General features: G+C 40.8%; 19 protein-coding genes and 1 rRNA gene. 10 read left to right on the top strand and 10 right to left on the bottom strand.

What is annotated here, in order from left to right:
- Position 1: 1 nt before the first annotated feature.
- From rrf to GPS65_RS18550, 3 genes are all read right to left on the bottom strand, one after another.
- Positions 2-117, bottom strand: a 5S ribosomal RNA gene (gene rrf, locus GPS65_RS18560).
- Positions 118-277: 160 nt separating this feature from the next.
- On the bottom strand, positions 278-694 hold the full coding sequence (locus GPS65_RS18555) for a hypothetical protein (RefSeq protein ID WP_088000215.1): 417 nt from the start codon (positions 692-694) through the stop codon (positions 278-280).
- Positions 691-1,131, bottom strand: coding sequence for a LytTR family DNA-binding domain-containing protein (locus GPS65_RS18550; protein ID WP_012009029.1), 441 nt, complete (start codon positions 1,129-1,131; stop codon positions 691-693). The genes GPS65_RS18555 and GPS65_RS18550 overlap by 4 nt, the downstream gene beginning before the upstream one ends.
- Positions 1,132-1,293: 162 nt before the next feature.
- Here GPS65_RS18550 and GPS65_RS18545 point away from each other — a divergent pair, with 162 nt between their 5' ends.
- The gene (locus tag GPS65_RS18545) at positions 1,294-2,079 is read left to right on the top strand and encodes a GNAT family N-acetyltransferase (RefSeq protein WP_144482379.1); all 786 of its coding nucleotides are present in this window, start codon (positions 1,294-1,296) and stop codon (positions 2,077-2,079) included.
- Here GPS65_RS18545 and GPS65_RS18540 read toward each other — a convergent pair.
- Positions 2,074-2,544: a GNAT family N-acetyltransferase gene (locus tag GPS65_RS18540; RefSeq protein WP_144482380.1), complete on the bottom strand. Its 471-nt coding sequence runs from the start codon at positions 2,542-2,544 to the stop codon at positions 2,074-2,076. The genes GPS65_RS18545 and GPS65_RS18540 overlap by 6 nt on opposite strands.
- 52 nt (positions 2,545-2,596) lie before the next feature.
- Here GPS65_RS18540 and GPS65_RS18535 point away from each other — a divergent pair, with 52 nt between their 5' ends.
- On the top strand, positions 2,597-2,866 hold the full coding sequence (locus tag GPS65_RS18535) for a YesK-like family protein (protein ID WP_012009032.1): 270 nt from the start codon (positions 2,597-2,599) through the stop codon (positions 2,864-2,866).
- On the opposite strand, the gene GPS65_RS18530 is transcribed toward GPS65_RS18535, so the two are convergent.
- The 3 genes from GPS65_RS18530 to GPS65_RS18520 form a co-directional block, all read right to left on the bottom strand.
- Positions 2,863-3,402 carry a GNAT family N-acetyltransferase gene (locus GPS65_RS18530; RefSeq protein WP_144482381.1) on the bottom strand — a complete coding sequence of 180 codons (540 nt, stop codon included), beginning with the start codon at positions 3,400-3,402 and terminating at the stop codon, positions 2,863-2,865. The genes GPS65_RS18535 and GPS65_RS18530 overlap by 4 nt on opposite strands.
- Positions 3,399-3,794 carry a VOC family protein gene (locus GPS65_RS18525; RefSeq protein WP_012009034.1) on the bottom strand — a complete coding sequence of 132 codons (396 nt, stop codon included), beginning with the start codon at positions 3,792-3,794 and terminating at the stop codon, positions 3,399-3,401. Before GPS65_RS18525 ends, GPS65_RS18530 begins: the two co-directional genes overlap by 4 nt.
- 68 nt (positions 3,795-3,862) lie before the next feature.
- Entirely contained in the window at positions 3,863-4,486 is a 624-nt protein-coding gene (locus GPS65_RS18520; protein ID WP_012009035.1) for a GNAT family N-acetyltransferase, read from the bottom strand.
- Positions 4,487-4,635: 149 nt separating this feature from the next.
- Here GPS65_RS18520 and GPS65_RS18515 point away from each other — a divergent pair, with 149 nt between their 5' ends.
- The 6 genes from GPS65_RS18515 (at position 4,636) to GPS65_RS18490 (ending at position 8,719) form a co-directional block, all read left to right on the top strand.
- Positions 4,636-5,187: a TetR/AcrR family transcriptional regulator gene (locus GPS65_RS18515; RefSeq protein WP_012009036.1), complete on the top strand. Its 552-nt coding sequence runs from the start codon at positions 4,636-4,638 to the stop codon at positions 5,185-5,187.
- A gap of 89 nt (positions 5,188-5,276) precedes the next feature.
- The gene (locus tag GPS65_RS18510) at positions 5,277-5,819 is read left to right on the top strand and encodes a dihydrofolate reductase family protein (protein ID WP_012009037.1); all 543 of its coding nucleotides are present in this window, start codon (positions 5,277-5,279) and stop codon (positions 5,817-5,819) included.
- 108 nt (positions 5,820-5,927) lie between these two features.
- Entirely contained in the window at positions 5,928-6,401 is a 474-nt protein-coding gene (locus GPS65_RS18505) for a MarR family winged helix-turn-helix transcriptional regulator (RefSeq protein WP_012009038.1), read from the top strand.
- Entirely contained in the window at positions 6,385-7,008 is a 624-nt protein-coding gene (locus GPS65_RS18500; protein WP_144482382.1) for a nitroreductase family protein, read from the top strand. The genes GPS65_RS18505 and GPS65_RS18500 overlap by 17 nt, the downstream gene beginning before the upstream one ends.
- A 17-nt stretch (positions 7,009-7,025) precedes the next feature.
- The gene (locus GPS65_RS18495) at positions 7,026-8,102 is read left to right on the top strand and encodes an LLM class flavin-dependent oxidoreductase (RefSeq protein ID WP_144474346.1); all 1,077 of its coding nucleotides are present in this window, start codon (positions 7,026-7,028) and stop codon (positions 8,100-8,102) included.
- 323 nt (positions 8,103-8,425) lie between these two features.
- A complete protein-coding gene (locus GPS65_RS18490) occupies positions 8,426-8,719 on the top strand; it encodes a hypothetical protein (protein WP_041815211.1) in 294 nt (97 codons plus the stop codon).
- A gap of 41 nt (positions 8,720-8,760) precedes the next feature.
- Here the strand turns inward: GPS65_RS18490 and GPS65_RS18485 are convergent, their stop codons facing one another.
- Entirely contained in the window at positions 8,761-9,315 is a 555-nt protein-coding gene (locus tag GPS65_RS18485; RefSeq protein WP_012009043.1) for a helix-turn-helix domain-containing protein, read from the bottom strand.
- A gap of 111 nt (positions 9,316-9,426) precedes the next feature.
- Between GPS65_RS18485 and GPS65_RS18480 the strand changes: the two genes are divergently transcribed.
- Complete coding sequence (locus GPS65_RS18480; protein ID WP_012009044.1) at positions 9,427-10,014, top strand: LysE family transporter; 588 nt, start codon at positions 9,427-9,429, stop codon at positions 10,012-10,014.
- 4 nt (positions 10,015-10,018) lie between these two features.
- Here the strand turns inward: GPS65_RS18480 and GPS65_RS18475 are convergent, their stop codons facing one another.
- Positions 10,019-10,570, bottom strand: a complete 552-nt coding sequence (locus GPS65_RS18475) for a GNAT family N-acetyltransferase (RefSeq protein ID WP_012009045.1) — start codon at positions 10,568-10,570, stop codon at positions 10,019-10,021.
- Between the two features lie 122 nt (positions 10,571-10,692).
- Positions 10,693-11,586: a LysR substrate-binding domain-containing protein gene (locus GPS65_RS18470; protein ID WP_041815214.1), complete on the bottom strand. Its 894-nt coding sequence runs from the start codon at positions 11,584-11,586 to the stop codon at positions 10,693-10,695.
- Positions 11,587-11,735: 149 nt separating this feature from the next.
- On the opposite strand from GPS65_RS18470, the gene GPS65_RS18465 reads away from it, so the two are divergent.
- Entirely contained in the window at positions 11,736-12,725 is a 990-nt protein-coding gene (locus GPS65_RS18465) for an aldo/keto reductase family protein (protein ID WP_144456922.1), read from the top strand.
- Positions 12,726-12,826: the final 101 nt, after the last annotated feature.

Here is a 12,826-nt window from a genome sequence, read left to right as displayed (position 1 = left end):
AGCTTGGCGGCGTCCTACTCTCACAGGGGGAGACCCCCAACTACCATCGGCGCTGAAGAGCTTAACTTCCGTGTTCGGTATGGGAACGGGTGTGACCTTTTCGCTATCGCCACCAAACCTGATGGAGAAGAATTTCTAGTGTGGAACATGAGAAAAACACCTTCCTTTAGAATGCTTTTCTCTATTATAAAATGGAGTGGTGGAAAATTTAAGGAAAAAATAAAGCTGCCGAGATTTTCTCGACAGCCTGAGAGACCTTGATAGAGGTCTCTTTTTTTTATGACTGCGGCTTCAGACGATTCAATGCCTGTGCCATTTTTTGATTTTGATGCTTTTTGTAAAACAGAAAGGCAATGATATGGCCTGCTAGTGTCAGAAAAGCAATGGCGATGAAATAGGGCATAATCAACTGCAGTAAATCGGTTGAATATAAAGCGACAGCCCCTAATTGAAAGGCTAAATTGACTACGGTGGAGATGAGAATATTGACAGGTGCAGGAAAGGTAAGATAATTCCATAGTAAAGGGTACATGACACCAAATACAAAGCCTGCCAAAGTGCCAATAGCGATAATGTGCCATACATATCCAAAAGGGATGGTGACTGATTGATTGGTCAGTGACAAGATGAGTGTCAGCCATACAATAGAGACAAAAGACGTTTGCATAAATTGATTTTTCATTTCATTGATCATTGAAATCTCTCCTTTATATATTTTGCGTAATGTCGACTGACTGTATAGCTGTTTTGCGAGAGAGTCTCGACTTCTAAGCGAGCATACGTACCAGCTGCAAAACTGTGAACTTGAGCTAAATTGAGGATGACCGCATTATTGATACGGAAGAAAAGTTCGTGCTCTAACCATTTCAAGTCCTTCAAACGTTTGTTTAAAAAATACGTTCTCCCATCGGCAGTGACAACCTTTGACAGATGTCCTAGTGCAGAGATCGCTTCAATTTGTTCCAATGGTAAAAGTGATTGACGATCGTTTTTTGGATCTTTCACCGTCAAAGAAGGAGGCGTTTCAAGTAACGCTTCGATTTTTTGTAAACGCTCTTGATTATGTGGATGGCTAATGACGTCCACTTCCGTCACATCCTTTTCTTGATTCCAGATAAAACGAAGTTTCATTCATAAACCTCCTTTCACAATGAGCATAGCAATTCATAGAAGCAAATGCGAAGACATTTTGTTTTGATGCAGAAGAATTCTTCTTGTTGCAAAGATTCACTGCATACGTGCATTTTTTTATATATAATGGAAGGAAAGAAGATGTTTGGAAAAGGGGACGCTATGTATCTTTTGGAAAAGCAAAGGACAGCAGCGATAAAAGAAGGGATTCGTCAGATCGATCCGGCATATCCAGTGTTTGTAGATGCGGTCATGGACGGTTTCGTACAAGGGAATCTTTATGTAGATGATACCATGCACCCTCGTATTTATTTTCTCGAAACAGCATGCGGCATTTATTATGTTGCAGGCAAGAGGGAAGAAGAGCTGTCACACTGCTCGGCGTTCATTGTAGATGTTTACGAAAGGCAGAAAAGACAAAACGGCCGGTTTACCGTATTTTCAGCAAATCAATTAACAGATGTGATGATGAAAAAATATCTTGGATCACATCTGAATGAGATGGAGAGGCATGCGTACATTTTTTCGGAGGTCCATTCTTATGTTCCTGCGTCTCATTCAGGCTACAGAGTAGAGCGGACAAATGAACAGGTGATCAAGGCAAGCAAGGCTTTCACGCCTAGCTATTACGAAGCCTATTGGGGGAGAGCGGCGCGCTTTCTATCAAAAGGAATTGGAGTCGCCATCTTAGATGGTGAGGACGTCGTGAGTGAATGTGTCTCCATTTTTTCAAGTGAAGATCGTGTGGAAATCGATATTTGGACAGAGGAAGCCTGGCGGCGAAAAGGCTTAGCACAGCTGGCGGGTCAGCATATGATCAGGAGTTGTCTTGAAAATAAAAGGACACCGCATTGGGATTGCGATGTCCTATATCTAACTTCAATCAAATTAGCAGAAAAGCTAGGCTTTCGGCGGACAAAAACCTATCGATTGTTTTACAGCTCATGAGAAGGTTTTGAGATACCAAGCATCCATTGCAGAATGCTCAGAGCCTTCAATCGGCTCTGAAAGAAGAGAAAAGCCATATCGCTGATAAAGGCCAGTCGCGGCAGTTAATTCTTGGCGGGTTTCTAAATAGCATGCTTCATAGTATGTAGAGGCGTAGTGAAGTGCTGTATCCATCAGTTTTTTGCCAGCACCTTTTCCTTGTGCTTTTGGGCTCAAATACAGCTTTTGTAATTCACATATGCCGTTCGAAAATGGAGCAATGCCTACGCCGCCCACGATGTCACCATTCTCTTCAGCAACCCAATAGGCTGCATGAGTCAATGTTTGATAGTATTCATGTAGCTGGTCAAGGTGGGGATCAGTGTAGGCTGTTCCTTCAATCGCCAGATTCGCTGATTCTAGTGACTGACGGATAATCGCTGCGATATACGGATTGTCTTTTTGTTCAATGGGTCTAATGTTCATTGAAAGTACCTCCATCGTCATAAAATAAAAAGAGAAAGTGAGTTGAAACAACATGTTTTGGCTTCAAACTGCTATTTTTACAATGGTTGTATTGTGTCTCTCATGGTGGGCAGGGAAAAGAGGTGGAAACCGTCATGCGGGGCTGATCCTCCCTGTATGCTTCATCCTATTTGGATTGGTTTTATTGATATCCAGTTTCTTTATTGGCAGATGGGAAGGCATGGCGCTTAGTATATCAAGCGTCTCGATCGTTCTCTCTTCCATGATTTGTTTGATCATCGTCGCAGCGATTCAATTTTTTAAAAAAGATGTCCCTTCTTAATCAGGGGCATCTCCACTATTTATCTGATTGTATTCTTCACGAAGGATGCCCATGATGATCACATCTGAGTAGGCACCGTTGAAATAGAGTGCTTGTCGCCTTTTTCCTTCATATTGAAATCCGGCTTTCTCATAGCTTCTGAAGGCTCTCGGATTGTGGGAAAAGACCTCGAGCTCAAGGCGGTTGAGTTCTAATGTATCAAAGGCGAATGCTTGAACCATTCGGACAGCTTCAGTGCCATAGCCTTTTTGGAAATGTTCTGGCCCATGAAGCGCAATGCGGAAGCTTGCCGTATGATTGATTGGATCAATATCCACAATCGCCGCATCCCCAATCATTTCTTGCGTGTCTAAAAGACAAATGGCGAAATCTCGTCTGCTGTCATCTTGTGAAAATCGGGTGTAGGCTGAACGAATTTCTTCTAGTGTGAACGTTTTTCGTGTTCCCGTCATGTAAAGTGTTTCTGCATGCTGGCATCCTCTTTGAATACCCGGATAATCCTGTTCTTCAATCGGTCTCAGAAATAAGCGGGTCATGACGGATCACCCTCCTCTATATATCGAGATATTTCAATTAAATTCAGATCAGGATCACGGATATAAACAGATTCAACCGGACCTAATGTACCTGTGCGCTTAACAGGTCCCTCTTCAATAGGAACCACTTGTTTGCGAAGATGCAGCAGCAAACTGTCCATATCTAAATCAGTAATAAAGCACAAATCACTAGAGCCTGGAAGTGGATGAGCCGCTGCCTGCTCATATTCATGACCAGCTTCATGAAGGTTGATTTTCTGTAAACCAAAACGAAGCGCTTTACGGCCTTCCCCAAAGGTTTCTTCCTTCATTCCTAATACGTTTGTATAAAAGCGAATGGTGTCCTCTATATGTTGCACAGTCAACACGATATGATCAAGTCGTCGTATCATCAGTCTCTCCTCCAAGTATGATCATTGATTGAACTGATTTTATTATATCATTCCTTGAAGAGGATACCTTATTGAATCACGGTTTTATAACTCCAGCTTTGTAAGGACATTTCTTTTCCGCGTAATACCCTTTCATCAAACTCTACCCATCCATTTTTTCGATAGAAATGACGGTTCGCTTCATTGTGTGTAATCAGCGTGAACAGGCCTCCGCCTTGCCGGGCAATAAAGGGAAAAAGACATTGCTTTAACATCCGGCTTCCAAGTTTTTTTCCTTGTTGATTTTTTGCGACGGCAAGTGCTTCTAAATACCAAAAAGGCTTGTTTAAGGAAGAACACGCTTTTTTAGCTTCTTTTAACATACGAAACACATGCTGAATGGCCGATATACCGCCAGTGAAAAGGAGCTTTAACCCGCCTGACAACACATAATCCATGAGACCTGGCTCAGGAAAACGCGGATGCTTTAACAGGGCGGCAGACACAATATGACCGTTCTCAACTCCGACTAAACAGATTTGATGCTGGAAATATACCTTTGTGTTGACCAAATGCAGCTCGCGAGCGAAAGTAGAGCGTTTTGATACCTTTTCACATAATAAATCAAAAAATGAATAATCTCGAAACGAATCTTCTAACAGATCTGCCACTTGTGGCAGTTCGTCCTCTCTAGCAAGTCTGAAATGAACCATGTGCTGGCCCTCCTTTTTTGAACAGATATAGATTATTGAACATGTGTTGATTATAATAAGAAGTAAACCATACGAACATCGGCAATGAATCATAACCTGTTCATAAATAGACAGCGTCTGCCTGATTGTTCAAAAACGGAGGGGACCTCATGCAGGATAGACGAACAATCAAAACAAAAAGAGCCATTCGGGAAAGCTTTCTTGAGCTATTAAAAGAAAAAGAAGTGCAACAAATAACGGTATCAGAGCTCTCAAGGAAAGCAGATTTAGGCAGGGGAACCTTTTACTTGCACTATCAAGATGTGTTTGATTTATACGAACAGCTGGAGAAAGAACTATTCGATCAGCTTGGCGGGTTATATGATGAAACCTTTCCGAGTCAGGACCCTCTTGACATGCTTTCCTTTTTAAATAAAACCACAGAGTACTTGAAAGAGAATCAATATATGTTGACGTTATTTGTAAAACCAAATGGTCCCACGACGAATCAATTCAAAGCATTTTTTAAAGAAAAAATCATGAAAGAGTGGCGGCTTGTAGAGCGGCACATTACAGAGAAAGAACAAATTGAGGCTTCTTTTGTCGTGTCTGGTGTTGTTGGCGTACTTGAGGAATGGATTCATGAAGACATGACAATTGATGCCGGAAAGCTAGCGCACAAATTATATGAGCTTCTCGTCAAAGTGGAGCATGAATCGTAAAAGGTGGAAAGCCATATACCCTTTATCTTTCCTTTCTGTTACAATCAAGAGAGAATATATGTTCTTATATGGGGTGAGGAGTGATGGGATTGAGTCAGCAAAGGAAGCTGCTTTTTTATGGGGCAATGAGTATCGATGGTTACTTAGCGAGAGAGGATCACCGGCTTGATTGGTTAATAGGGACAGAGGGCGAAGAAGATACGAACTATGATGACTTTTATGCGTCAGTTGATACGCTGATCATGGGGCGCAATACATATGAACAGGTTCTTCAGCTGTCACCAGATGAGTTTCCTTATGAAGGAAAGACTTGTTATATCATGTCACGTACTTTACAAGACAGTCTGAAAGGAACTCATATCATTCGCGAAGATATCCTATCATTTGTGAGAAAACTTAAAAATGAAACAGGTCAGCATATCTGGATTGTCGGCGGCGGGGAACTGCTGCAATCTTTCATAAAAGCAGGATTGGTGGATGAGCTTTACCTTCAAATCGTACCTGTCATGATTGGGAGAGGCATTCCTCTGTTTTCTCCAGTGGATATGGAAGCCAAGTTTTCATTGAAAGAAGTACGACAATATAAGCAAATAGCTGAAATGCATTTTATCTTAAAACAGGAGGATCACTGACCAGAGGTGGTCTTTTTTTTATGAAACAAACTCGTTGACAATAAAATACCCTAGTGTTAGGATAAATTTATCCTAGTTTTAGAATTTCTTGAAAAAGGAGTAGTTGCCATGGTGCAGCATGAACATGAATTAGACTTAAGGCTATTCCGTGTGTGGATGAAAGCCTATCAAGCTCTTTTTACAAATATCCAAAAAGACATTGAACGTTATGATATCGGATTTGAAAACTTTCAGATCCTTGAATTGCTCTATAGTAAGGGGCCGCATCCCGTCCAAAAAATCAGCGACATCCTGTCAATCCCAAGTGGAAGCATGACTTATGTCGTGAACAAACTAGAAAAACAAGGGCTCGTGAAAAGGCAATGTGCGCCATCTGATAAACGTGTATTTCATGTATTGTTGACGGAAAAAGGGAAGCAATTGTTTGACGATATTTTTCCTAAACACACAGATGTCATTTCACAAAACCTATCCTTTATAGAAAAAGAAGAAAAAGAACAGCTCATTGAATTACTAAAAAAAGTCGGGTTAGGTGCGAAACAACTTTACGAAAAGGGGAAACAAGATGACACTCAGTTTTGAAACATTGGTACGTGAGAGACGATCCGCATCAAATTTTTTGCCTAATATCTTGATTTCGAGAGAAGAGCTTAACAGCATATTTGAAGAAGTCAAAATGGCACCATCTGCTTTTAACTTACAGCACACACAATATGTTGTCGTCCAAACAGAGGGTCTTAAAGAACAAGTAAGAGAAGCCGCTTTTGGACAATATAAAGTGCATTCCGCCTCAGCAGCAATTATTGTACTGGGAGACCCAAAGGCTTATCAGCAAGCGGGGAACATCTATGAAGGTTTGAAGATGCTTGGCATTTTAAATAAGCAGCAATACGAAGAAATGGTCAGAGAGACGATGAGCTTTTATGAAAAGCGAGGAGCGGATTTTCAGAAAGAAGAGGCAATTCGCAATGCATCATTATCTGCGATGCTATTTATGCTCGCCGCCAAAAACAAGGGCTGGGATACGTGCCCAATGATCGGTTTTGACCCTGATGTCATGAAAAAGGTGTTGAACATCGAGTCGGATTTGGTTCCTGTGTTAATGATCACACTCGGAAAAGAAAAAGTAGAGAGCAGACAAGCGAGAGGCTACAGAAAACCAGTCTCTGAATTCGTAACATACTTATAAGATAGGGGGTTCCACTCATGGAACTAGGAATTAGTACATTTGTAGAAACAACACCTGATTTTCAAACAGGAAAAACAGTCAGTCACGCACAGCGTATTCGAGAAGTAGTCGAAGAAATTATTTTAGCAGACCAAGTCGGCCTTGATGTATTTGGAGTAGGTGAGCATCATCGACAAGATTTTGCTGCATCGAATCCCGCTGTCGTCTTAGCTGCTGCGGCAACACAGACAAAGAATATCCGTCTGACAAGTGCAGTGACAGTCCTTTCATCAGCAGATCCTGTTCGTGTCTTTCAGGATTTTGCCACATTAGATGGACTATCAAATGGGCGTGCAGAGATCATGGCAGGTCGTGGTTCATTTATTGAATCATTCCCGCTGTTTGGCTATGACCTAAATGATTATGAAGAATTATTTGAAGAAAAGCTTGATTTACTGCTCAAATTACAGCAGTCCGAGCGTGTCACATGGAGTGGAAAGCATCGCCCAGCTATTCAAGATGTCGGCGTATATCCAAGACCTGTTCAAGATCCACTTCCAATTTGGATCGGCAGTGGAGGAAACCGTGAATCTGTCGTACGCGCTGGATTATTGGGACTGCCTTTAGTACTTGCCATCATCGGCGGAAGTCCTAGACAGTTCGCGCCACTTGTACAACTTTACAAGCAAGCGGCAGCGCACGCTGGACATGATCCTGAGAAATTAACCGTGGCATCACATTCGCATGGATTTGTTGCAGAAGAAACTGATCTTGCAGCAGATCAATTCTTCCCTTCCACACAGCATGTGATGAACACATTAGCAAGAGAGCGAGGCTGGGGCCCATATACTCGTTCTACATTTGATGCAGCGAGAACGTTAGAAGGCGCGCTGTATGTAGGAGATCCAGATGCAGTGGCAGAGAAAGTGATTCACCTTAGAAAAAATGTGGGAATTACTCGTTTTATGCTTCATGTACCGGTTGGTTCAATGCCGCATGATCAAGTATTAAAAGCCATTGAGTTATTTGGTAAAGAAGTCGCTCCTAAAGTAAGAGAAGAGGTTGCCCGTGGGAAGCAGAGCAAGCATAACGAAAAAGGTCGATCAAGTGAATAGGCTTGATCGACCTTTTTGATGCTTAAGGATCAATAACACATGGTTTCACTGTAGGGCATGAAGCAGCAGAAGCAAGTGGTGTGGTCGTCAAGGTGAAGAGGAAAACAAGTTGAAAACAGATGAGCCATTTTTTCATGAAATCACCTCCGTTCACAATTGTTTGACGGAATGAGATGAGGAAAAAAGCATAGAAGTATAGAACACTCTCTATCCAACATAAGACAATCATATCATAATTTTCAAAAAAATGAAAAAATAACTTATAAAAGGACTAAATTATGGTATGGTTAATATGTTCAACAAAAAAAGGGAGGGATTTTTTTATGAAAAAGGTCATGTCTTCTGTTTTGGTTGGAGCAATTGTCTTAACGGGTGCTGGGGTCACAACTGCTCCAGTGGAAGCAAAGGAACAAACAAAAAGTGAAATAACGGTTCAGGCAAGTCGAATTGTCTCAGAAACAAGAACGTATACGACATCAAACATCCCATCAAGTATTACATATGCAAAGGATGGCTGGGTCGGTATTTTAAAACAATCGTCTATTGAAGAATTAGGATTAGGCAAATATAGAGTCACATTTACTGGAACGGTTGTACGTGATCCGGGATTTAATTAAATAAAGGAAAAGCTGACAGGTGGACAAGCCTGTCAGCTTTTTTATTGCGGATAATAAAGGATCATTTGCAGCCTGACCATTTGTTCTCCAAATTGTTTATATGTATGAGTACGGTCTGCTTTAAAACGAATGGAGTCGCCGGTTTTTAAGCGATACTGTTCATCTCCAATGGATATATCAAGCGATCCCTCAAAAACGGTAATCAATTCCTCTGTCCCGCCAATGTGCTCATTTGCATGTAGCGACCCGCCAGGATCAATTTCTACTCGGTACACTTCAAATTTCCCTCGATCATCAAAAGGAAAAGTCGTATATACGCGATATCTCCCGTCATCTTCCGTTAAAATCTGTGCATCCTCATGGCGTACTACTTTGATTTCAGGCTGTGGTGCATGGATGAGCTCACTAAAAGATACCTTTAATCCGTTCGCGATTTTCCACAAAGTCGTGATGGTAGGGGTTGATTCTCCTCTTTCAATTTGTCCAATCATGGTTTTGCTGACACCAGTTAATTCTGCCATCTTTTCGAGGCTTAATTTCTTTTGGTCTCTAAGAAGCCTCACATTTTTAGAAATAATCGATTGTACATCTTCCATGAAAAAAACTCCTTTCTCTATTTACTTTATAAAGACCAAACGTTACAATAAAGCGTAACATACGTAATAAAGTAATTAAAGTCTTAATAACGTACAAGGGAGGCGGCAACTTTGATTCTTTCTATGTTGATCTATGCTTTTGTGAGTAGCTTTACCCCAGGGCCAAATAATATCATGGCCATGGTGTTTACGAATAAATATGGGGTTAAGCAAACATTTCGTTTTTGTTTAGGTGTGGGTATCGGATTTCTCGTTATTTTGTGTTTGAGTTGCTTTTTTAATATCATTCTCTATCAAGTGATGCCGAAAATAGGCTGGGTCATGGCGTTCATTGGAGCTGCATACATGATTTATTTAGCGGTCAAAATCATGAAAAGTAAAGGCGGGGATGACGAAACACTTGATCGTTACAATCATTTTGTCCCTGGTATGATGCTGCAATTTATCAACCCAAAAGCGATTTTGTATGGATTGACCGTGATTTCAACATTTGTTTTGCCGTATGGACAATCTAATATGCAGTATGTCATATGGACGCTGATTCTTGCACTTATTGGTTTTCTCGGTACATTCAGCTGGAGCCTATTTGGCTCTTTGTATAAGCGTTTTTTGACTGCTTACGAAAGACCGTTCCAGTATGTCATGGGGCTGCTTCTAATATACAGTGCGGTTTCAATGGTATGGGGCTATGTCATGTAAGGTGTCAGAATCTTGGCCGCTGCCTGCCCATCACAACAGTATTGTAATAAAGTCCATCTGCCAGACGTTTATCATTTTTTAATACCCCTTCAATCAGAAAGCCATGGTGCTCATATAAGCGAATGGCTTTTTGGTTCGTTTCCAGCACTTCAAGTGACATCTTCTGAATGCCTTGCTGATCTGCCCAGTCAATAGAAGCGGCTAAAAGCTCTTTGCCAATGTGATAGCCCCAAACATCCTTTCGAATGGCGACGCCAAAAGTCACTTTGTGAGCAAAGCGTTTGAGTGAATGTCCCTCACATCTTGAGAAGCCAACAATGTCTCCTTCAATATCAGCGACCAAAAATAAATGCCTGCTTTGTTTGGTATCCTCTTGAATCAACACCTCAAAATCTTTTTCATGAAGAAAGGCTTCGCCTGGTTCACGGTCTAAATATTCTGTTTCACCATCGATTTTCAGCCTGAGCGCTGATAACTGCTTGGCATCGCCAATTGCAGCAGACCGAATCCGATAGGTCAAGTCACGAACGGTGAATATGTTTTCAGCGATAATCATAGAACACCAACCCTTCTTTTCGTTATGTCTATCATACCTGAAACGTGTACATAGCAGGTGAAAGCTTTTAAGCCTGTCTTATAAAACATTATTATTTAATCCAGCAGGCTCTGGCTGGATTCTCATGATTTAGACTGAGAACTTAAATAAGCTTCTCTCACAACTGTTAAAAAGTGCTGAGCGACGGTTGACGTTTCATCATGTCTCCATGAAACATATAAATTTACTCTTGGTGTCGTTTCTTGGATTTTTCTATAAACAACCCCTGAGCGTTTTACGCTTTCTACTGAGGATGGAACGACAGAGATTCCCATTCCTGCAGCAACTAAATTCACAATCGTATGCATTTGAACAGCTTCCTGAACTACGTTTAAACTTATGTTATTTTCCCAAAAGTAACTGATAATTAAATCGTAAAATGCAGCACCTAGATGACGCGGAAACATGATAAATGGTTCATTGGCTAATAAATGAATTGGAACTTTGGGAAATGAAGCTAAAGGATGGTTTTCTGGCAAAACCAAGCTTAATGATTCCTCACAACAGATTTCTGAGGTAAGTATCTTATTATTTTGGTTAGAACGAATAAATCCTATTTGAATTTCTTTCTTATGTAGTGCTTTTAACTGCTGTTCTGTAGCCATTTCACATAAGACAAGATGAATGTTAGGGAAACTTTCTCGAAACCTTTTAATAATATCAATCACCATATCAGTAGAATCAACGAAACCGATCGTTAAATGCCCTATTTTTCCGTCATCTGCAAGTTGTGTTGCTTTAATCGTTCTATCTACTTGAAGGAGCGTACGGCGGGCTTCTTCTAAAAATACTCTCCCCGAATCTGAAAGTTCAACCTGTCTTCTCGTTCTATGAAAAAGCGTAACACCTAACTGTTCTTCTAATTTGCGAATTTCTTGACTTAATGGAGGCTGTGCCATTTTAAGACGTTCAGCTGCTCGGCTAAAATTTAGTTCTTCAGCAACCATTATAAAATACCGTATTTGTCTCAAATCCATCTTTAAGCCCCCCCAGTAAATTTCATACTTGCTTATTGTGTAAAATATAATTATATAAAATATATATATATCTATCCGAATATATATATTATACATATTAACGGCCTCTTTTTATAATGAAAGTATTCTTTCAAAAGGGGGACGTTGTTATGAAGTATAGTAAACTTGGAAATAGTGGATTAACAATTAGTAAACTTGCATACGGAAATTGGATTAATCATGGTGGTAAGATAAATGAAGAAACTGCTCATGATTGTGTGAAAGCTGCTCTTGATGTTGGTATTACGACGTTTGATACTGCTGATGTTTATTCAGACACCAAGGCTGAAGAGATACTAGGCAGGTCTTTAAAAGGGATCCGGCGTGAAAGCATTGAACTTTGTACAAAAGTATGTCATCCAACCGGTACTGGGAAAAACGATAGAGGATTATCACGCAAGCATATCATGGAAAACTGTCATGCCTCTTTGCAACGTTTACAAACGGATTATATTGATATTTACTATGCACACAGGTTTGATCCAACTACGCCTCTGGAAGAAACGATGTTAGCTTTTGCTGATCTAGTAAGACAAGGAAAAGTGAACTATATTGGTGTAAGTGAGTGGACAGCAGAACAAATTACTCGAGGGGCAGTGCTTGCCCGAGAGCTAAATGTTCCTCTAATCGCCAGCCAACCTCAATACTCCATGTTATGGAGAATCATTGAAAGTGATGTAATACCGACCTGCCAGCGTGAAGGACTTGGGCAGGTCGTATGGTCGCCTTTGGCCCAGGGAATCCTTACTGGAAAGTATCTCCCTGGAAAATCACTTCCGACTAATTCACGTGCTAACTCAACTGCTGGAAAACCTTTTTTTAAAAACCTTGCTCAACGCTGGATGAATAATAACACCTTAGAGGCGATCCAAAAGCTTAAGCTTGTCGCACAAGAGGTTGATCTTACTCTCGCTCAGCTTGCGATAGCATGGGTACTGCAAAATCAGAACGTTTCTGCAGCCATTATCGGTGCTTCTAGTCCAGAACAGGTGAGGGAGAATGCTTTAGCATCTGAGGTGAAAATTGAAGCTGAATTGATGAATCAAATTGATGAAATTCTAGGTGATCTGGTCGAGTACGATCAGAGTAAAACAGGTTAAAGCTTTTAAGTCTATCTTATAGATCATTATTTTTTAATCCAGCCGACCTTGGCTGGATTTTCTTGTTGCTGTTTTCATGGGATCGCACACTCAGATGTTTT

The organism is Bacillus pumilus (assembly GCF_009937765.1).
Lineage (GTDB): Bacteria > Bacillota > Bacilli > Bacillales > Bacillaceae > Bacillus > Bacillus pumilus_O.
Note: the sequence above shows the minus strand (reverse complement) of the source record. Positions and strands in the feature narration are given on the sequence as shown.